This window comes from Streptomyces sp. NBC_00510, from assembly GCA_036013505.1.
Lineage (GTDB): Bacteria > Actinomycetota > Actinomycetes > Streptomycetales > Streptomycetaceae > Actinacidiphila.
On the sequence record CP107851.1, the window covers coordinates 9,867,572 to 9,886,691 of the forward strand.

Consider the following 19,120-nt stretch of genomic DNA (forward strand, 5'->3'; position numbering starts at 1 on the left):
TCGCGGAAAACCTCCGTACGGCGGAGCCTGCGATTCGTACAAGGGACCAGCCTCGGAGCGGCGCGCTCCGGGACCAGTGGCTACGTCGGGCCGCGATGCTGACGTCCTGCCGGCAGCCGCTGCTACAACCGGAGGCGACCAGCCATCAGTAAACCAACGAGTCGTCACCCCGAAGAGCCGACCTCAGTAACGGGCTCCGAGCTGCGCCAAGAGCCCAATCTGACTGGCCTCTAGTAGTGCTTGGTCAGGTCGGTATTGGGGTGGGTATGTCGCGGTGGCAGGTGGGGCAGGCGCCGGTCCAGGTCGCGAGGAGGATCTGCAGGTCACGCACGACCTGGTAGAGGCTCAGACCGGCGCCGCGTCTTTTGGGGCTCGGGTCAGTCGCTGCAGGGTGCAGAAGGCATGGGCGATGGAGACGAGGGTGACGTGGTGGTGCCAGCCGTTCCAGGTCCGGCCCTCGAAGTGGGCCAGGCCCAGGGCCTGCTTCATCTCCCGGTAGTCGTGCTCGATGCGCCAGCGGAGTTTGGCGAGACGGACCAAGGTGGTCAGCGCGGTGGTCTCGGGCAGGTCGGACAGCCAGAACTGGACCGGCTCCTTCTCACCCGCGGGCCACTCGGCCAGCAGCCAGCACGCCGGCAGTTCCACGCCATCGGTGGCCTGCCGGATCTCACGTCCGGCGGGCCGGATCCGCAAGACGACGAACCTGGAGTAGATCCGCTTGACCCCTGAGCGGCCGGTGCCCGGCCGGGATCCCTCGCGCCACTGCACCGGCCGTGCCGCGCTCCGGCCCGCCTCGATGACCAGTTCCTTCACCGAGCGGGCAGGCTCTGGGTATTTCGGCACCGGCGGCCGGCCGGTCCCGCAGTACGGTTCGGCGACCGGTGCCGCATCGCCGGGCTGGGCCGACAGCGTGCTGGAAATACCCACCACGTAGTGCATGCCCCGCGCGTTCAGGCCGAGCCGGAAGGCCGCCGCGTCGCCGTATCCGGCGTCCGCGATCGCCAGCGGCACATCGATCCCCCACGAGCGGGTCTCATCGGCCATGTCCAGCGCCAGCTGCCACTTCTCGACATGGCCGACGTCCTCGGGGATCGCGCAGGCCGCACGGCGTGCAACCTTGTCCGGGTCCGCTTTCGGCGAGGACGGATCCCAGCCCTCGGGCAGGAACAGGCGCCAGTTCACGGCCGCCGAGGCATGGTCACGGGCCAGATGGAGCGAGACACCCACCTGGCAGTTGGTGACCTTGCCCGCGGTGCCGGTGTACTGCCGTGACACACACGCCGAGGCGTTGCCGTCCTTCAGGAACCCGGTGTCGTCGAAGACCAGAGCGGTGGGCCGGATCACCGATTCCATCTTCCACGCCAGACGGGCCCGCAGATGGGACGGATCCCACGGACTGGTGGTGATGAAGTGGGCCAGCGCCTGCCGGTTGCCGTCCTCTCCCAACCGAGCGGCCATCGGCTCGACCGACTTGCGCCGCGCGTCCGTCATCAGACCACGCAGATACACCTGCCCCCACCGGCGCTGATCCTTGCGCGCGAACGGCTCGAACACCTCCGCCGCGAACGCCTCCAACTCATCACGCACCACAGCAACTTCGTCCGGACTCACACCCTCCCAACGCCCGACCACCCCACAAGGACACGCACAGACTCAGCCGACCTGACCAAGCACTACTAGAGCACCGCCTTACATGTTCGGGCCAGGCTCCGTGAGACCTGTCGGAAGGCGCCTACTGGAGCGGCCAACGGTCGGTCGCTGGTTGCACGGTTCCGCAGTCATCTGTCGACGTTGATGTCATCTGGTGATGTCAGTCGTGCCGCTCCTGTACGCGTTGGGCGTTCGGCAGCACAGTCGGGCGGCATCGGCCATCATGTTCGCATGCCTGATTCCATATGGATCAAAGTAGTTGGCACCGTACCCGCAGTCCTCTGGGTCGCTTTCGCCGCTACTGTCTACTTCACACTGCGGGGAACGATCATTCAGCGTATGGTTCCGCGGCTAACCTCACTGCGAGCCCTCGGTGTTGAGATTGAGCTTGCCGGCGAGCTGCTCGACCGTGCCCAGGACGAGAGCCAGACGACCGTTACTGCCACTGCTAGACGCATGGCACTGGGAAGACTGGAACACGCTGCGGACCTGCTTAGGGGCGGCAAGGTGTTATGGGTAGACGACCGCCCGGAGGGAAACGTCCCGCTCGTTGAGCTCTTCCGTAGCGTCGGCATGCAAGTTGATCTTGCCTTGTCGACGGATGAGGCGGTCCCTCTGTTCCGGCGCAAGCCCTATGACGTGATCATTAGCGACTTCAGCCGCGACGGGGACCGGGAAGCGGGCATCAAGATGCTACGAGTTCTCGAACAGTACAACATCGACGTACCTGTGTTGATCTACACGGGGAGATTTGCGCCCGAGAGGGGCGTCGACCGGCGAATCTTCGCGGGGACCACGGCACCTGTAGAGCTGGTCCACTACGTCATTGACCTGATGGAACGGGCCCGCTTGGGCTCGTTGTGACTGGAGACATCTGCTTTGTAAGCCTGGTGGTCAGGGTCGTCGAGGGTTCGCAGGTCAGAGCGGCCGTGAAGAGACCCCAGCTCAGTCAGCAATCTCGACCGCGACGAACACGTTGCCCGTGGCTGACCGCCTGATGTGGCACGGCTGTGGCACGCCGCCCTTCTGTCAGACCCATCCGTCATGCTCTGGATCGTGGATGAGAACGCCTTCTGGCAGTTGATCGAGGACTGCAAGCCAGGGACGCCGGACCCGGACGCGGAGCAACTCGTGGCGGCTCTGACGTCGCGCCTGGTCGAGGGTCCCTTGGCGACAGTCAAACAGTTCGCAGAACAGTTGTCATGGGCGCTGTACCGACTGGATTCCAGGGAGTATGGGCACAGCCTGTCGGGCGACGCCTTCCTGTACACCCGGGCCGCTGTCGTTGCTGCCGGCCGGGGCACGTACGACCGCGTCCTTCGGGATGCGGCAGCGTTCGAGCCCTTCGCCACTGGCAACGTCTGGGCCGAAAGCTTGCTCTACGTTCCAGATCGGGCGTACGAGCACCTCACCGGCGAGGAGTGGGGCCGCCGGACGCGCTACTCCTATGAGTCCTACTCCAACACCGCGGGCTGGGCCCGTTCATAGAACCCAGCTCTGCTGCGCGCGAACCCACGGGGGCGGGCCAGCGGTGCAGCTGGACGCCAGCCGCCGACACCTGCCTTGTAAGTTCGTGCCCATGTCAGCACAGCCTGCGCGAAGGCGCCTACACGGGTGGTCTCTGGTTGGTCCTCGGCCGCCTCACTCCGCCGTCGTCCCCCGACGTTGATGTCACCTGGTGATGTCAGCCGCGAAGGCAGGGGGCTTCGAAGATACCCATACAGCCCCGGAGAGGTGAAGCCGGCGGGTACCTCTTCGCGACAGACAGCGCCTGTCCGCCGCAGGTGTCGTACTAACCCGCGTGCGTGTGATTCGTAGAATGACGTGCCAGCTGCCTGGTCCGTCCAATATGCGGCAAAGGGCACGCCCAAGTAATCGAGGCTCAGGGACAAGGGGGGACGGAGGGATAAGGAAAACTGGATTAGCGCCGGTGGAGCCGTAGTATCGCCAGGTGCTGACGAGCCGCCACAAAAAGGATGTCTAGTTGATCACCTCGGCACTCAACTCAACCACGGATACCCCTGGAATGCCGAGCGCTCCAATTAGCCCTTCCGCCGCCTCCGCAGAGAAAAGTCCACTGCTCGCACTAAGGAGAAATCCGGGCGTAGGCGGATATTGAGCCTCCCGCTGCAGGGCGAACTTTTCCCCGTTGGGCAACGAGAACGCGAAGCACAACCATTCGGCCAGATCGTCCACTGCGACGTCGGGGCGGCCCCAATGGCGGTACAACGCGATGAGATCAACTTGCACCAGCGCCAAGTATCGGATTTCCTTTAGCACTAGCTGCTCTTCCGGAATTCTCTGGAGATTTGTAAAGCTGACCCCCATCGGACGACCTACCTCGCTTCCGCAATGATGATTGAATTCCTGCCATATCCATGCCCTGGTGCCTGCCCACGCTTCAGGTAGTCCTCATCAGGGCAGCCGACATCAGTGTCGTCGGTCGGGCAGAGCACAGGGTCGTCCTCGTCACCGAACAGATAGGCCTCCACCTCACAGTCGCCGTTGGCAGACCGCAGCGAGAGCACGCTTCCGCGCGTGACGTCCTCGTCGGGAGCGCCGAAGCCGCCCTCCTCAGGAAAGACTTCAAACGCCCATCGGCCCGATGCCAGCACCGACGGATCATCACAATGCGACGCCGCTGGCATACCGGCAGGCCTGACGCTGGCGAACGTGTGGTCCTCGCGGAACGTCAGCGATGTACCCGACCCGCTGGTCCACCGCCCCGTGAGCTGATCCGCCCGTATCTCCGCAGCCCACACCCCCGCGGCCAATCCACTCATGCATGACGTCGTGAGCATGCCCGCGGCCGCCATGCCAGCACCCCAACCCCAACCCCAAACCCACCGACCCACGCCACCCCTCCCCACGCGATCCGCCACTCCGGACCTCACACTCCTGGGACACCATATTTGAACACGCTCAAAAACCGCTAGTGATCAACGTCGGTACGCCCGCTGTAACGTGGCTGCGGGCAGGAGCAGTTGCCGGTGGGCTGCGTGCGGGAAGAGGTGCGGCCGCGTAGCGCAGGGGTGTGATGCGCGATCGGGCGACGTTGCCGTGACTGGCGAGCCATGCGCGCGTTGGGGCGACACCCGCTTTAGGAGCGAGGTGGGGCGGTCAGCGGCCTGAGCTGTGGATTCCCCACCTTCGATGGAGTGGGCGGCGCGTCCCCCTACACACCGCGATTCCCCCTGGCTCCCCGCCCGTTCTGGCACGGAAGTGGCACGGCATCGCACAGGTGATTCTTGACCGGCTAGCCGTGTGTGCTGAACGGCATTACGTCAGCCCACTCACAGAACGCGCCAGCCTCGGATACCTCACGTTCCATGACTGCGAACAACTTCGACGGGTTCGCCTGGGGTGGGACATCGACCGCAACGTGACGGGTACCGCTCCATTCACTGAGCAAGCCGGCGGCGTCGATTTCCACCTTGATCCGGGCAATTGCTTCGGCAAGCCGTTCCGGGTCCGGACTGGGCATGAGAAGCATCCGCAAGACACGGTGCCGGGAAAAGCTCACTACGTCGCTGACCTGGTCATCTTCCGACAGACGTACTCGGTCGCCGAGAGCCTGCCCGTATGTGCGAAACGGAATGCAGGCGATGGAGAAGGTGTCGTCTTCGAGGGGCTTCAACCACAACTGTTCCAGTTGTCCGTCGAGTCCGAACGGTGCCAGGTCGGCGTGAGCGATGTAATTGCTCTGGGCTCGACCGACCGGCTCGTCGTGAACGATGAACTCCATCATGTGCTGCCTTCCCGATCGTGCTTCGCCGCCATGATGCCGTGGCCGTCGAACCCCGCCGCCAGCGGGTGTCACTGTCGGGCCCGAGGAGTACGGCCGGGACTTCTACTCCTGAACGGTGATGCACCAGTATGGAAGACTGAGGCTGCGGACCATCCCTCACCTGGGCAGACGCTCACCTGCGGCAATGCGGCGCTGACACCGCTGTTCCCCGTGGCTCCCCGTTCGGCACCGCCTCACCTGGCACGGCTGTGGCACGCCCGATCCTCTCGATGCGATCTATGGACGGGGCGGCCTTTGCTGTGGCGCGGGCATCCGGTCGGGGAAGCAGTCGTCGTCCCCGTCTATCGAGAGCACATGACGTTGCGTGTTCTTCTGAGAGGCTTCGTGTATGCAGCGTTTCCCCGCGAACCCAGACAGTCTGAACGACCCCGTGACGCTTCTCGACGAGCAAGGAACCCATTGGGTGCTCCACCGCAAACGTTTGGATCTGCGTGTCGTCCGGCGGCTCATCAGGGATGGCAACACGCCTGTGATATGGGGCGATATGGGTGGTATAGCTCCCCGGCTCACGACGGAAGCCGAACGCCCTGCGCTATGGGGCCGGGTCAAAGACGAGTACATGGGCCCCGGCGGAGCCTGGTCGGCCGGCCGTTATCTGGCTCATGAGTTCCGCGCCGAGCCAGGGCGACGCATGCTCTATGTCGAGGACCACTGCTGATACGTCTTGTATCGGCCAGCCAAACTGCAGGGGACTGACGCGCCAGGCCGGTGGAGTCTCAATGACTCAGTCAAGCCAACGGATCACGAATGAGGGACTGACCATCTCGATGCGAACTATGGGCACCACGGTCGCTGAGAGCGTGTTTGAGATCTGGCGTGTCGGTGACGGCAGCAGCTCGTTGATGCGGGTGTGAGCAGTGCTGGGGAGGGTTATCCGTCCGATCTGACGGATGAGCAGTGGGCTTTGGTGGAGCCATTGCTGCCGGCGCCGCGGACGGGTCCGAAGGGCGGACGGCGGGAGAAGCATCCGCGGCGGCGGACAGTGGACGCGATCATGTACGTGGTTCGGACCGGGTGTGCCTGGCGGCAGTTGCCGCACGACTTCCCGCCCTGGCAGACGGTGTACTGGTACTTCGTGCGCTGGCATGACGAGGGCACCGTCGCCCGGATCCACGATGCCCTGCGCGACCAGGTCCGCAAAGCCGAGGGCCGCAGCGCCGAGCCGACCGCGGGGCTGATCGACTCGCAGTCGATACGCACCGCCGACACCGTCCCGGCCGACACCCGCGGCTTCGACGCGGGGAAGAGGGTCAAGGGCCGTAAGCGGTTCATCGTCACCGACACCCTCGGCCTGCTGCTGACTGTGCATGTCATGGCCGCCAGCGTCCAGGACCGCGACGGCGCCCGACGGTCGCTTCTGTGGACCCGACTCGATCACCCCACCGTGCAGAAGATCTGGGCCGACCAGGGCTTCGCCGGCCGCCTGGTGGACTGGGCCGCCACCGCCTTGAAACGCACCGTGGAGATCGTCCGCAAGGAACCAGGCCAGCGAGGCTTCCAGGTCCAGCCCAAGAGATGGGCCGTCGAGCGAACGTATGCGTGGCTCACTGCACACCGACGCCTGGCACGCGACTACGAACACCACCCCGCGCACGCCGAGACCATGATCCGCTGGGCCATGATCAGCATCATGGTTCGCCGCCTCACACGCAGTGGAACAGCCTCACGACCAGGGCCTCGACCGCTCACACGGATCCGTGCCGGGTGACAGAGGAGGGGCCGCTGTCAGCGAATTGACTCAGTCGGTGACATCCCCGAGAAGCACCGCCTCAAGCGCGAGCATCTCCGCTTCGGTGAGCTGCGGAACAGTCCAGTCGTTGCCCTGCGCATGAGCGAGGAACCGCGGGTCGAGCGCCACGTGATAGCGCTCGACGTAGTAGGCCAGGTCGGAGTGCCAGTGCCAGCGCCCGTCCGTCAGCAGTTGCCACCCCCCGATCACAGCATTGGTGGGGCTGAGGACGTCGTGCACGAATGTGGTCGCGGAGACCAGGACCGTGCCGTTGCGCAGGTACTCGACCAGCTCGCCGGCGTGTGCCGGCGCTTGGTCGCGGACGGCGGCTTGGAGGGACGGCCCGTCTGACCAGCCGCGTCCAAGCTCTCTGAAGTTCCCGACCACAGGAAAACTCTCGTCCACCCGCAGAGGGTAGGACACTCGCTCGTGCACGGTCGACAGAGATCTCAAACGCGGTCTGAGGTCTGCCGGGCACCTCGGCCGGTCGTCTGGGGTTGGTGGTGGTCGGTCGCGGGCGCGGTGGTTGCTGTACTTCGCTGCTGTACATGAGCTGAGCTGAGCTGCGATGGCTGTGAGCTGGGCTTCAATCGCCGGACTGGCGGCAGTCAGTCGGAATCAGAGAGCCAGGATCGTGCGTCCTCAAGTGCAGCTGCCGTGAGGGCCGGAGACAGTTCTGCGGACGCCCAGACCTCTAGTTGGTCATCAGGTGCTTCGAATGAGCGCGATACAGCAATCGCTAGATCGCCACCCAGCTCCGCATACTCCATGGTCCAGCAGTCATCGATGATGTTGGTGAATCGAGTTACGGCAAAGCGTCTTCCGGCCAGCGTCACGTCACTCATGGCCGTTCATCTCCTCCCGGCAACGGTTAGTTCTTCTGGAAGTGGTGAGGACGCCTCCCACCTGGGCCGGAGCGCCGCGCCTGGCTGCTGAGCTGCGACGACGCCGTGGTCAGCTGTCATCGTCTGTCAACGTTGGCTTGCCTCGGACGGCCCGGAGACGGCCCGGGCTAGTCTCCGACGAATACCAGGTAGCTGCCGGGAGTGGTGGCGCAGTCCTCCAAGTAGGCGGCGAGGTCGCGAACCGCTTCAGCTTGTGAGTCGTTGGTGCAGCGGTCCAGAAGTTCCGGGATCTCGCCGAGTGCGGCCTCGGCCTCCTGCTCGTTGAAGGTCGTGTCGTTGTACGGGTCGACCATCCAGAGCTTGCCCGATGTGTTGGCCGGAAGTTCGGCGATCAGCTGAGCCAGCGCTTCCCCGTGCTCGTGTGACTGCCGGATCAAAGTCGGCTTGCGCTTCGAGCGTCGGCTGGGCCAGTGCGGGCGGCTGCCGTGCAGCTGCAGGTCGATCCCCATGACCTGATTTTCTCCGGTGAGTGCCTACCTGGTCTCGAACTCCACCAAGGTTGGCGGAGAGACTTTGGGCTGGAGCTGCCATGGGGCGAGAGATCGGGGCCCGTACGCTGACCGCGAATCGGGCAGTCTGTGGACCTGCCCGCAATAGCCCGATGTGGGCCCCGATCTTCGAGGCTCGCCCCATGGTGGCTGCCTAAAGTCTCGGAGTCGACCGGCCCCGGCCACGATGGTTCTGACCTCATTCCTCGGACTACCCTTGCTGGCGCGCGGCGGCGGCCGGCGCGCCGAGCGGGACGGAGGCAGGAGCGTGGGCGCGGCCGGACGCGGGCCGCGCGCCCGGCGGAGCGTGAGCGACGCCGGGTGCCTTGATGAGGTGGAGAAAGTCTTACCGCGCCCCCGGGTGATCGTCTGTGTCCTGACTCGGCTGACAGTTGGAGCCGTTGGGCTGTCCATGGCGCTGGGGGACGTGCGTCGGTCAGGATGAATCAGAGGCGTCGACCTTGGTGGGTGCGACGCCGAGGACGGTGACATGCCTTCGTTGCGCGCCGTTAGTCGATGAACTTGGCCTCAGGGCAACGGGCTTGTACGCCATGGGTGCCGTCTCGTCGGCTCATTCTCCGGCCGTGATTGATCTTCACTGAGGTGAGGCCAGGCGCTTGCGGTCGTGGCTGCACACCTGTGGGCCGGAACCGTCCAGAGCGTCCAGGAGTCGGACCGCGAAGACTCCGGACATGCGCTCTGCGACCTCTTCGGGCGCAGTTCGGGGTCTCCTTGCCGTGCAAGCTCAGCCCCTTGGAGTTGACGATGAACGCTTCTGGAGCAGCTCGTGAACCGCGCGGACGACGTTGCTGGTGATCTCGTCCCGGGAGATCGTCCAGTCCTCGTTCCAGTCGTCGAGCTGGATGGCGCACGTGACGACGGGTTCCAACACGGGTGGATACCGGAGTTCCATGGCTGCCTCGGTCCAGATCATGTCCGCGCCGGTCGCGGGGTCGAGTGACCCGTCGGCGATTTGCTCGGCCAGCCAATAGGCCAAGGCCAGCTTGGTCGCAGTCGGATCCGCCTGTGGTTCGAAGACGAATCCGAGCTCTTCCATCACCTGATCGAACAGCTCGGACGCTTCGGGTTCCTCGCGCCGCCGAGTCCGGCGAGCAGTGGCAGCGACGGCGTTTCCACGTCGGCCAGGAGGGCGTCGAGAGCCGCTGCCATGAGCCGATCAGAGCCTACGGGCCGTTCGAACGCACGCGACCGCGCGAGCATCTTCAGCTGCCTGACAGCCTCGTCTTCGGTCACGTCTGCACCCCCTTGTCGACCACGCCGGACCGGCATCGTGTCACGTCAGTAGCGCTCGGCCGCAAGCGGTTATGGGGCCCGACACGGCAGGCGGAGAGACCACATCCGGAGGCGGCAGACCAGCGCGATGGCTGCCGTCGACCGCTGCCGTTGATGTCGAAAGTGGATGTCAAAGGCCCCGGACCTTGATCGGTCCGGAGCCTTTTCCCTTGTGCCCCAGGCAGGATTCGAACCTGCGACACCCGCTTTAGGAGTTCGTTCATAGCTGCAGTGGCGCTGCCACGTTGCTACGACAGGAGCCCAAAGCGGGCCCTCGGCAACCGCCAAGGTCTGCGTACGTTCGGCTCCGTTGCCGTCATCCGTTGCCGTCAGGCGCCGTGTCATCGAACGTCGGCAACCACAGGTCGCCACCATGGGCGGGTTCAACGTCGGGCAACAAAGGGCGAGGGGTTGGCGGTGAGGGCCGACTAGCCTCGATGTTTCGTGACGGTCCGTCGGTTTCTTCTGGCGGGCCGTTTCGGTGTTCGGGCTGGTGGTGGGCAGGCGGTGGGCCCGGCTGTCGCGTCGGGTGGGCGCCGGGTTCCACGGCTCCGGTCGGGGTGGTGCGTTCGTAGGGGTGGGAAGTTTGCTGGTCAGCCTGGGTTCGGCAGGGCTGCGAGGCGGTGCAGGGCTTGGGTGATCAGGTCGGTCCAGGGTCAGTGGGCGGCGAGGCGGAGGATGCGGCGCCGTCCGGTGGTGACGAGTTGGGCGGCGGTGGAGAACAGCCGGAGCCGCAGCCGGCGGGGTTCCCAGCAACGGGCGGGGCCGGTGAGGGCGAGCATCGGCATCCAGGCGAGCAGGTCCAGGGCGATCTGGACGATCTCCAGCCAGATCTGGTTCTGGGCGGTGTCGTGGAGGGGGAGGTTCCGTAGGCCGGTGGCGCGTGCGGCACGGATGCGGTCTTCGGCGCGTGCCCGTCGGCGGTGCCGCAGCTCCAGTTCGGCGATCGGGACGTCGGGGGTGTTGGTGGCGAAGCAGGTGAGCCGCATGCCGTCGGCGTCGGTGATGCGCAACTGCGCTCCGGGGTGGGGTCGTTCTTTGCGGACGACCAGCCGCATCCCCTTCGGCCAGCCGGTGAGGATGTTCCCGGTGAGTTCGGCGATCCAGGCGCCGTCGCGGATCTCGCCGCCCGGTTCTATGGCCGGTGTCCAGGCCGAGGCGGGCACCTTGAGGACGGCCTGGTGAATCTGCTCGGTGATGGTCATGCCGACCGAGTACGACAGCCACCGGCCCGGCTGGGCGAGCCAGGCCAGGAACGCGTGGGTGCCGCCGCCGGAGTCGGTGCGGATCAGGGTCTGCCGTCCGCGCCGGAACCGCTTCGGGAGCTGGGCCAGGGCGAGTCGGGCGGCTTCGATGTGGTCGGCGGCGGTGTTGGAGCCCGCGTTCCCCGGCCGCAGCAGACCTGCGACCGGCTCGCCGGATCCGCCCGGGCCGTGGTCGACGAAGGCCATCAGCGGGTGGTGCCCGAAGGTCTTCTTCCACGTCGCGGCGGCGTCCTGCTTGTCGGAGTGCGCGATGACCAGCACCCCGTCCAGGTCCACGGTCACCTGCCCGCCCGCGTCCGGTGCCGCGGGGCCGGCCACCTGCCAGACGTGCTCGCGCACTCGGGCACGGGCTGTGCGGATCGCGGCCAGAGCGCGTTCGCCGCCTGCGGCAAGGGTGTCGATCAGCCGGGACACGGTCGGGTCGGAGGCAACCGACCCGAACACCGCGGGCTCGGCCCGCAGCATGCCGACGTCGGCCAGGCAGTCCCCGCCCAGCGCGACCGCGAGCGCTACGTCGAGCAGGATCTTGCCCGGGTTGTGCACCGCCCGCGGCTTGCGCCACGGCGTCAACGCTGTCGATATCGCCCGGTCGAGACCGGTCTTGCGGAGCGTTTCGACGAGCAACACACCACCCGCTTGGGAGGCCACCCCACGACCGCCGCCCTCGACACGGACATGCGGGTAGGACCCGATACTCTTCTTCACCTGAGGAGTGCAGCTTTCCTGACGACGAACAGGACCCTAGACAAGTCCCATCGTCCCAGGTCAGCAGCACTCCTCGCTTATTTGATCAAGCCTCGGACACCCGCACTCCTGAAAGCGCGAGGCTAGAGACCAGCCCTCACCTCTAGCTGAAGATCGACTTATCCTCTAGTGTTCGGTCGCGATCAAGACCCCTGATGCCAGCCCTGTTGGGCATGCCGGTCACAGGTGGAAAACCGTCAATACAAGGATGACCAGGATGAAGAAGCGTTCCAAGATCCTTGGTGCCGCCACCGCGGGCCTGCTGGCCATACTCGCGCTGGCCACCCCCGCCTCCGCCTCCACTTACACCGTCTCCCCCTCCGATTATCACGCCGGCGACCTGTGCGTCACCCCCTTCTGTGCCGGGTCCGCGTCGTTCGTCAAGGACGGCGACCACCTGCTGGTCTGGGACAACGACTATGACGGCCACTCGGTGGTGGTCAAGTACATCCGGTCCGACGACGGCGGCGCGGTGCACAAGGACTGGAACCACTACGGCTCCCTAACCAAGCTGGACATCAACATGAACCTCCCGGAGTCCGGTTGGGTCGAGTACGAGGTCTGCCTGGGTGAATACGGCACCGAGTCGGTCGATCTCGCATCCTGCTCGGAGTGGAAGCTCGAATACGCCAGCTGACCCGTCCGCCCGCAGCCACTGAGTGAGGCTCTGGCCGCCTCTAGGAGTGTCTCCAGGAGCATCGCGGCCAACCTGCGGCCAGGCAGCCACGCTTAGCATCCCATTAGCCGACTCTGCCGCAGGTCAGGCCGCTGGCCGGTCGTGAAAGCGTGCGGTCTTGAAAACCGTCGTGGCAGCGATGTCACCGTGGGTTCAAATCCCACACTCTCCGCAGTAGGCCAGCTAAGGCGCTGGACAGAAGGGGTGCCCCAAGACACGGGGGCGCCCCTTCTTCATGCCCGCCGACACCGTGCTTCCCCGTGGTTTCCCGTGCGATCGGGCACGCAAGGGGCACGGCGGATGGCTTGTCCGGTGACTGGCCGACTGTTGTTGGAGGCGTCGACGCTGCTGCTAGGGGGTCTGCTGTGCCTGGCGCGTCACACCGCGTCTGCAAGGATCGTCACTGTGGTCACCATCGACATCAGTGCGTTGGTAGATGAGCGCGGGCTTCATGCCGTGCTCGCTGAGGCATTGCACTTCCCCAGCTTCTACGGCATGAACTGGGACGCTTTCTGGGATGCGATCACCGGATTGGTTCGGATCCCAGATCATCTGCGCTTCGTCGGCTGGGACCAGTTCAGCGACTGCGTACCTCGGGGCGCCACCATGCTCCGGCAGGCACTGGACCACTATCGGCAGCAGTACCGGCCCCAGTTCCTGGCCGAGTACGCCTAGAGCGTCGTCTGCCCCTCGATGCGAACTATGGGCATGGCGGTCACTGAGGTCTGCTGGGGTGGCCAGCACGGTGGTGCTGGCCTCGGTAGGTCGCTGTCGATCGGTCACGTTGCTGTACTTCGCTGCTGTACCGGCTTGCACCGGCGAACAGGCATCGATTCACTCTGATCGTGATTGAGATAGAGAACACCAGGACGCCCGCTCACCAGGCGGTCGAGATGGAGGACGCGGAGACACTGGCCCGTCTCCTCGGTGCGGGAGCCGATCCTGACGAGGTACACGAAGGCATGACGCTCCTCACTCACGCGATCGATGTCGAGGGCGACGGTGCGCTGCAGAGCGGACAACCCCTGACGGTGCACACGACGGCCATCCTTCTCGCCTTCGGTGCAGATCCGGAGTTGGAAGATCCCGCCGGGCGCACGCCACTCACAATGGCAGAGAGCTACGGTCACGACATTGCAATCGGGTCTGCTGCAGGTTTGGGTGAGGTTGACCTGCCCCACGGTTTGGGTTCCAGCTGCGGTGGCTAACTGGCGGCGGGGACGGTGTCTCGTGCGGAGAGTAGCTCGTACTCGATTGGGGTGCGGTAGCCCAGTGCTGAATGTCGTCTCTGGCGGTTGTAGAAGATCTCGATGACCCCGTTGCCCAATTGGGTGAATGCCTCTGATCTTGACCTTGGCGGGTGACCGAGGGGTGGAGCCTGAAGGCCGGGGGCTTGATTGCGGGCCTGCCGTTCGTCGACCGGACGGAGGGGTTGGGTGTCCATGCGGGCAGTCTCGGGTCGGGAGGTCCCCGAGAGGACGCGGATGGTGGCCTGGGCAGCGTTTCCCAAGGGGTGTTTGGCCATGCGGGTGCGGGACGCGCTTGGTCCACTGTTCGACGACGAGGTCTTCAGGTCCGCGTTCGGTGTGCGTGGACGTCCAGGCGTCGCTCCAGGCCAGCTGGCGCTGGTCAGCGTGCTGCAGTTCGCGGAGAACCTGACCGATCGGCAGGCCGCTCACGCGGTGCGGGCGAGGATCGACTGGAAATACCTGCTTGGCCTTGACCTTGAAGATGCCGGCTTCGACTTCACCGTACTGACGGGGTTCCGCGACCGGCTCGTTGCCCACGGATTGGAGGAGAAGGTTCTGGACCTGCTGCTGGAACGGCTGACGGAGCTTGGGCTAGGACTTGTCCGGCCGATCATGTGACTACTCGCCGTCCGTGTCGTTGATGTGGACATGGGGCGGGGTGACTTGAGTGATGCCGAGTGGGAACGGCTGCGGCCGTTCCTGCCGGTCAGCAACCGGCGGTGCGGCCGGTGGCGGGATCACCGGCAGGTGATCGACGGGATTTTGCACCGGGTCCGGACCGGTGTGCAGTGGCGTGACCTGCCGGAACGCTTCGGGCCGTGGAAAACGGTCTATGAACGGCACCGGCTGTGGTCAGCGGACGGAACGTGGGAACGTCTGCTGCAGCAGGTCCAGGCCGCGGCCGACGCCGCGGGCGAGATCGACTGGGATGTCTCGGTGGACTCCACCATTGTCCGCGCGCATCAGCACTCGGCCGGCGCCCGCACCGATCCACCACCGGCCCCGGCGTCAAAGGGGGCCGAGCAGGAAGAACACCAGGGCGAAACGGCGTGGCAGAGCCTGCACGCCCGCCTGGTGGAGGCGGTGCGGGAAGTGAGGGCCTGGGCCGCTCGCGGGGCGGCTTCACCAGCAAACTCCACCTGAGCGCCGACGGCCGCTGCCGCCCGCTGTCCCTGATCGTCACACCAGGCCAGCGGGCCGACTGCACCCAATTCAAGCAGGTGCTGGACAAGATCCGCATTCCCAAGCTCGGCCCCGGCAGGCCCCGCAAGAAACCCGACAGCGTCTCGGCGGACAAGGCCTACAGCAACAGACCCATCCGCGAGTACCTGCGACGTCGCGGCATCCGGCACACCATCCCAGAGAAGGCCGACAGCCAGGCCGTCCGCCTGCGCAAAGGCTCACACGGTGGACGGCCACCCGGCTTCGACGAAGACCGATACAAGAAACGCAACACCATCGAACGAGCCATCAACCGGCTCAAGCAGCACCGGGCCGTGGCCACCCGCTACGACAAACGCGGCTACGTCTACCTCGGCACAACCACCGCAGCAGCCCTCGTCATCTGGCTCCGCACATGATCGGCCGGACAAGTCCTAGTGGCCGGCCGCGGCCGCCAGCGCACTGATTCCACACACGTGCTCGCCGCGGTCAGGAACCTCAACCGCCTCGAGTTCGTGGGCGAGACACTGCGTGCCGCGCTGGAATCGGTCGCCGTCACGGCACCCGAGTGGCTCGCCTCCTGGATGCCCGCGACCTGGCAAGAACAGTACGAGGCCCGAATGGACTCCTACCGCCTGCCGAGCGACGAAAACGAGCGGATGCAGCTCACCTGGCGTATTGCGGCCGACGGTTACTTCCTGCTCAACGCGGCCTTTGCCGCCACTGCTCCAGGCTGGCTACGACAGGTTCCGGCAATCTGCATCCTTCGGACGGTATGGCTGCAGCAGTTCCAGCGAACGATCACCGATGAGAGACAGGAAGTGACATGGCGGGGTAGAGACGAACTCCCTCCCAGCAGGGCACGGATCACCTCACCCTACGATCCGGATTCGCGCAGCGCAGTCAAGCGCGGCTCGGCCTGGGACGGTTACAAGGTTCACTTCAGCGAGACCTGCGACCCCCCAGAATCCGGCCGCCCGCACCTGATCACCCACGTGGTTACCACCGATGCCACGGTCGGCGACCCCCTGGTCGTCGACGAGATCCACGACAGGCTCGAGGTCAAGCACCTACTGCCCAGCGAACACCTCATGGACGCCGGCTATATCTCCGCGGAGTTGCTACTCACCGCGCCCAGCGACCGCGGTGTCCGTGTCATCGGCCCGGTCCGACCCAACACCCGCCGCACCGTCCAAGCCGCAGGTTACGGCAAGACATCCTTCATCATCGACTGGGACACTCGACAGGCCACCTGCCCCAACGGCGCCACCAGCCGTTACTGGACCGAAGGACTCGACAACAACCAGCGGCCCGCGATCCGTATCCGTTTCGCCACCGAGACCTGCGCACCCTGCCCCGCTCGCGCCCAGTGCACCAGCTCCAGGCGGTACGGCAGACAGCTCACCGTCCGCCCACAGGAACAAGACGCCGTCCTCGAACGCGTCCGCGCCGAGCAGGCAACTGAGGAGTGGAAGGCCGTCTACGCAATCCGCTCGGGCGTGGAAGGCACGATCCACCAGGCAGTCAAAGCCACCGGTGCGCGTCGGACCCGCTACGCAGGCCTACGGAAGACCGCCCTCGCACACGTCCTCGCCGCCACTGCGCTCAATCTCATTCGCCTCGACGCCTGGTGGACGGGACAACCCCTCGCCCCAACCCGGACATCACACCTTGCCAAGCTCGACCTTGCCGCATAGGTAATTGGGCAACGGGGTCTCTCGATGTACTCGAAGATCGCGTTGGCCAGTTCGACCCGGGTCTTCCAGCGCTTGCGGTTGAGCAGCTCGATCTGCATGGAGGACCAGAACGACTCCATCATCGCGTTGTCCAGGCCGTCCCCGACGGTGCCGAACGACGGCAGGAGGCCAGCGGAGCGGATCCGTTCGCCGAAGACCCAGGAGGTGAACTGGGTGCCGTGATCGGCGTGCACTATCCCGCCCGGCTCGGGGCGGCGGTTGCGGATGGCCATGTCCAACGCGTTGACCACAAGGGTGGAGTCCTGCCGTGAGTCGATGGACCAGCCCACAATCCTGCGGCTGAACGCGTCCAGGACTGCCGCGCAGTACACCCACCCTTCCCTGGTGCGGTGCTGCGTGATGTCGGTGACCCACAGCTCTTCGGGGCGCAAGCGATGGAACTTGCGATTGACCAGGTCCTCGGCGGTGACGACACCCCGCAGGCGCTTGATGCGCACCGGTCCGGGCAGGCCGTGGATCCCGGCCTGTGTCATGAGCACCGACACGGTCCTGGTGCAGACCCGGATACCCATGCCCAGGGTGAGCTTGGCGTGGATGCGGCGGTAGCCGTAAGTGCCGCGGGAGGCGACGTGAACCTCTCGGATCAGCCCGGTCAGCCAGTCTCGCCGTAGCTGCCGTGGAGTGGTCGGTGTGCGCTTGTGCTTGTAGTAGTTCTGCCGGGCGACGCCAAGGATCCGGCAGCACCTGTTGACCGGGGCCCCGGCATCGACGAGTCGGTCGATCACCGGGTAGAGCCTTTTGGGGCCGGCTTGTCCTCGCCGAGGAACTTCGCCGTCTGCCGGACGATCGCCAGCTCGGTTTCCAGCTCATGGATCCGCCGGCGAGCGGCCCGCAACTCAGCAGACTCGCTCGACGGCGTTCCCGGTCGCCGCCCGTTGTCGATGTCGTCTTGCCGCAACCACTTCGACAACGTGACGGGATGGATGCCGAGCTCCACCGCCGTCTGTTTGGCCTGCTTGCCGGCGCGGATGAGCGCGATGGCGCGCGAACTCCGGAGGATAGGGACGAGGCATGGCTGCCAGCCTTCCGTGAAGGGCTGTCAGTTAGCCACCAAAACTGGAACCTGAGAGGTGGGTCAGGTCAAGATGTCACCCGATCGTGCAGCGTCCCGGATGACGAGCTGGGCGTCCCGGTCAGTGAGTGTGCCGCCGGCGGTGTGGTAGGTGCGGGCGAGGTGGAAGCAGCGTTGCCACACCACAGGCCAGGTGGGGCACCAGGCGGGGTCGATGTCTTCGAGTGCCTGCCGCCGGTCGCGGTCCAGCCCTGCGGCCTTCCGGCTACCAGCTGCACTGCTGCGGCGGGCTGCTGCGCGCTGGTTCTTCAGCCATTGGCCGATGGCGTAGCCCTGCCAGGTGGCGTCGGTGGGGGCGAGGAGATGGCCGTGTTCGGCGGCCCAGCCGCGTGCAGCGGCCAGGCCCTCGGTGAAGGCGAGCTCCCCGTGGCTCCAGATCATGCCGAGCTCGTCGACTGCTGAACCCGTTCGGCGTCGAGAAGGCTGCGGGTGTGGGCTTGGCGCTGGCGGGTGATCCACACACCGAGGGGGAAGCCGTCGGGAGTGCGGTGTCCGTAAGGGACGCGCAGGTCGCCGTGGTCGCCGTGGTCGCCGTGGTCGCCGTGGTGGGCGAGGGCTGCCTGCAGGCCGCGCCGCCAGAACTCGGACTCCGGCTGCAACACCCGCAGGCTGATGAACGCCGCCAGCTGCGCAAGGTCCCGCGGCGCGGAGAACGACAGCAGCCCACTCGCCGGCGCACTGACGCCTCCCACCGCGCCATGCCCTCCACCGGCAGCCCCAGATGGGGCGGACCGCCGCCGGGATGCCGCCTGCGGGGTGGCCAGCTGCTCGACGGCCTCGGTGTCATGTGCGCGCAGTGCGCTCAGGGCCTTGGTCAGGCCCTCGTAGGAGCGGGAAGAGAGCATGTCGTCGGGCTACTCGCCGGGGCTGAGGAAGACCGGGACGACCAGGGAGGCCGTCTTGCCTTCGCCGGGCTGCATACGCAGGGCCCGGCCGACGGCCTGGACGATGTCGACCGTGGACCCCAGGACGTCCGCGAAGACCACCGCATCACAGTTCTTGGTGTCCACGCCCTCACCCACCACCCGCACCGAGGCCAGCACGCACCGCTCCATCACCGCCCCCTCGGCGGTGGCATTGGCGAAGGGCCCCCGATTCCGCCGCGCACCCAGTCCCCCTTGCTGGCTAAAGGGGCGGGAACGACGTAGGGCCAGGTCCCCGAAGCCATGGGGCCAGCGGTGAGAACCGGGGCTGGCTGTGCACCCGCTGGCGTCGGCCTGCGCGGACGGTGGGCGAGGTTGTCGCCGATGCCCACGGCGAGGTCGGCGAGCCGATGCGGTTGAATTCCGCAGTGGGAGCGACTCACCTTGGAGCCGGGTGAG

General features: G+C 66.0%; 17 protein-coding genes and 5 pseudogenes. 10 read left to right on the plus strand and 12 right to left on the minus strand.

Translation table 11 applies throughout. The features are described from left to right. Window positions 1–345 precede the first annotated feature (345 nt). Window positions 346–1,611, minus strand: a complete 1,266-nt coding sequence (locus OG937_45000) for an IS701 family transposase (protein WUD78371.1) — start codon at window positions 1,609–1,611, stop codon at window positions 346–348. 270 nt (window positions 1,612–1,881) lie between these two features. On the opposite strand from OG937_45000, the gene OG937_45005 reads away from it, so the two are divergent. Together OG937_45005 and OG937_45010 are read left to right on the plus strand one after the other, a co-directional pair. Continuing rightward, the gene (locus OG937_45005; protein WUD78372.1) at window positions 1,882–2,514 is read left to right on the plus strand and encodes a response regulator; all 633 of its coding nucleotides are present in this window, start codon (window positions 1,882–1,884) and stop codon (window positions 2,512–2,514) included. Window positions 2,515–2,706: 192 nt separating this feature from the next. After that, window positions 2,707–3,138, plus strand: a complete 432-nt coding sequence (locus OG937_45010; GenBank protein WUD78373.1) for a DUF4240 domain-containing protein — start codon at window positions 2,707–2,709, stop codon at window positions 3,136–3,138. 492 nt (window positions 3,139–3,630) lie between these two features. Here OG937_45010 and OG937_45015 read toward each other — a convergent pair whose 3' ends face one another. The 3 genes from OG937_45015 to OG937_45025 form a co-directional block, all read right to left on the minus strand. Further along, window positions 3,631–3,900 (minus strand): hypothetical protein, encoded by a 270-nt coding sequence (locus OG937_45015; protein ID WUD79078.1) that lies wholly within the window; start codon window positions 3,898–3,900, stop codon window positions 3,631–3,633. An 86-nt stretch (window positions 3,901–3,986) separates the two neighbouring features. Next, window positions 3,987–4,433 (minus strand): hypothetical protein, encoded by a 447-nt coding sequence (locus OG937_45020; protein ID WUD78374.1) that lies wholly within the window; start codon window positions 4,431–4,433, stop codon window positions 3,987–3,989. A gap of 473 nt (window positions 4,434–4,906) precedes the next feature. Next, window positions 4,907–5,398: a DUF4265 domain-containing protein gene (locus OG937_45025; GenBank protein ID WUD78375.1), complete on the minus strand. Its 492-nt coding sequence runs from the start codon at window positions 5,396–5,398 to the stop codon at window positions 4,907–4,909. Window positions 5,399–5,786: 388 nt separating this feature from the next. Here OG937_45025 and OG937_45030 point away from each other — a divergent pair, with 388 nt between their 5' ends. Both OG937_45030 and OG937_45035 read left to right on the plus strand, forming a co-directional pair. Then, entirely contained in the window at window positions 5,787–6,116 is a 330-nt protein-coding gene (locus OG937_45030; GenBank protein WUD78376.1) for a hypothetical protein, read from the plus strand. 192 nt (window positions 6,117–6,308) lie between these two features. Continuing rightward, the gene (locus OG937_45035) at window positions 6,309–7,166 is read left to right on the plus strand and encodes an IS5 family transposase (GenBank protein WUD78377.1); all 858 of its coding nucleotides are present in this window, start codon (window positions 6,309–6,311) and stop codon (window positions 7,164–7,166) included. A gap of 30 nt (window positions 7,167–7,196) precedes the next feature. Here the strand turns inward: OG937_45035 and OG937_45040 are convergent, their stop codons facing one another. The 6 genes and pseudogenes from OG937_45040 to OG937_45065 form a co-directional block, all read right to left on the minus strand. Continuing rightward, the gene (locus tag OG937_45040) at window positions 7,197–7,592 is read right to left on the minus strand and encodes a hypothetical protein (GenBank protein WUD78378.1); all 396 of its coding nucleotides are present in this window, start codon (window positions 7,590–7,592) and stop codon (window positions 7,197–7,199) included. A gap of 203 nt (window positions 7,593–7,795) precedes the next feature. After that, window positions 7,796–8,032 (minus strand): hypothetical protein, encoded by a 237-nt coding sequence (locus OG937_45045; protein WUD78379.1) that lies wholly within the window; start codon window positions 8,030–8,032, stop codon window positions 7,796–7,798. Between the two features lie 167 nt (window positions 8,033–8,199). Beyond that, a complete protein-coding gene (locus OG937_45050) occupies window positions 8,200–8,541 on the minus strand; it encodes a hypothetical protein (GenBank protein WUD78380.1) in 342 nt (113 codons plus the stop codon). A 784-nt stretch (window positions 8,542–9,325) separates the two neighbouring features. Next, window positions 9,326–9,637, minus strand: a complete 312-nt coding sequence (locus OG937_45055; protein WUD78381.1) for a hypothetical protein — start codon at window positions 9,635–9,637, stop codon at window positions 9,326–9,328. Next, complete coding sequence (locus tag OG937_45060; protein ID WUD78382.1) at window positions 9,637–9,834, minus strand: hypothetical protein; 198 nt, start codon at window positions 9,832–9,834, stop codon at window positions 9,637–9,639. Before OG937_45060 ends, OG937_45055 begins: the two co-directional genes overlap by 1 nt. A 632-nt stretch (window positions 9,835–10,466) precedes the next feature. Then, window positions 10,467–11,843 (minus strand): annotated as a pseudogene (locus tag OG937_45065) (IS1380 family transposase). Window positions 11,844–12,099: 256 nt separating this feature from the next. Between OG937_45065 and OG937_45070 the strand changes: the two are divergent. The 6 genes and pseudogenes from OG937_45070 (at window position 12,100) to OG937_45095 (ending at window position 16,666) form a co-directional block, all read left to right on the plus strand. After that, on the plus strand, window positions 12,100–12,519 hold the full coding sequence (locus OG937_45070) for a hypothetical protein (protein WUD78383.1): 420 nt from the start codon (window positions 12,100–12,102) through the stop codon (window positions 12,517–12,519). Window positions 12,520–12,963: 444 nt separating this feature from the next. Next, on the plus strand, window positions 12,964–13,233 hold the full coding sequence (locus OG937_45075) for a barstar family protein (GenBank protein WUD78384.1): 270 nt from the start codon (window positions 12,964–12,966) through the stop codon (window positions 13,231–13,233). Window positions 13,234–13,412: 179 nt separating this feature from the next. Further along, complete coding sequence (locus OG937_45080) at window positions 13,413–13,766, plus strand: ankyrin repeat domain-containing protein (GenBank protein WUD79079.1); 354 nt, start codon at window positions 13,413–13,415, stop codon at window positions 13,764–13,766. A gap of 234 nt (window positions 13,767–14,000) precedes the next feature. Further along, window positions 14,001–14,393, plus strand: a pseudogene (locus OG937_45085) (transposase). A 63-nt stretch (window positions 14,394–14,456) separates the two neighbouring features. Then, window positions 14,457–15,388, plus strand: a pseudogene (locus tag OG937_45090) (IS5 family transposase). A 57-nt stretch (window positions 15,389–15,445) separates the two neighbouring features. Continuing rightward, entirely contained in the window at window positions 15,446–16,666 is a 1,221-nt protein-coding gene (locus OG937_45095) for a transposase (protein WUD78385.1), read from the plus strand. Window positions 16,667–16,686: 20 nt separating this feature from the next. Here OG937_45095 and OG937_45100 read toward each other — a convergent pair. Continuing rightward, window positions 16,687–17,739: pseudogene (locus OG937_45100) on the minus strand (IS3 family transposase). 134 nt (window positions 17,740–17,873) lie between these two features. Then, window positions 17,874–18,868: pseudogene (locus OG937_45105) on the minus strand (Helicase associated domain protein). Between the last annotated feature and the right edge of the window lie 252 nt (window positions 18,869–19,120).

Excerpts from the sequence above, each read along its gene's own strand:
- OG937_45055 (WUD78381.1), bottom strand. The coding sequence starts at position 9,637 with ATGGAAGAGCTCGGATTCGTCTTCGAACCACAGGCGGATCCGACTGCG.
- OG937_45020 (WUD78374.1), bottom strand. The coding sequence starts at position 4,433 with ATGAGTGGATTGGCCGCGGGGGTGTGGGCTGCGGAGATACGGGCGGAT.
- OG937_45025 (WUD78375.1), bottom strand. The coding sequence starts at position 5,398 with ATGATGGAGTTCATCGTTCACGACGAGCCGGTCGGTCGAGCCCAGAGC.
- OG937_45030 (WUD78376.1), top strand. The coding sequence starts at position 5,787 with ATGCAGCGTTTCCCCGCGAACCCAGACAGTCTGAACGACCCCGTGACG.
- OG937_45070 (WUD78383.1), top strand. The coding sequence starts at position 12,100 with ATGAAGAAGCGTTCCAAGATCCTTGGTGCCGCCACCGCGGGCCTGCTG.
- OG937_45050 (WUD78380.1), bottom strand. The coding sequence starts at position 8,541 with ATGGGGATCGACCTGCAGCTGCACGGCAGCCGCCCGCACTGGCCCAGC.
- OG937_45045 (WUD78379.1), bottom strand. The coding sequence starts at position 8,032 with ATGAGTGACGTGACGCTGGCCGGAAGACGCTTTGCCGTAACTCGATTC.
- OG937_45005 (WUD78372.1), top strand. The coding sequence starts at position 1,882 with ATGCCTGATTCCATATGGATCAAAGTAGTTGGCACCGTACCCGCAGTC.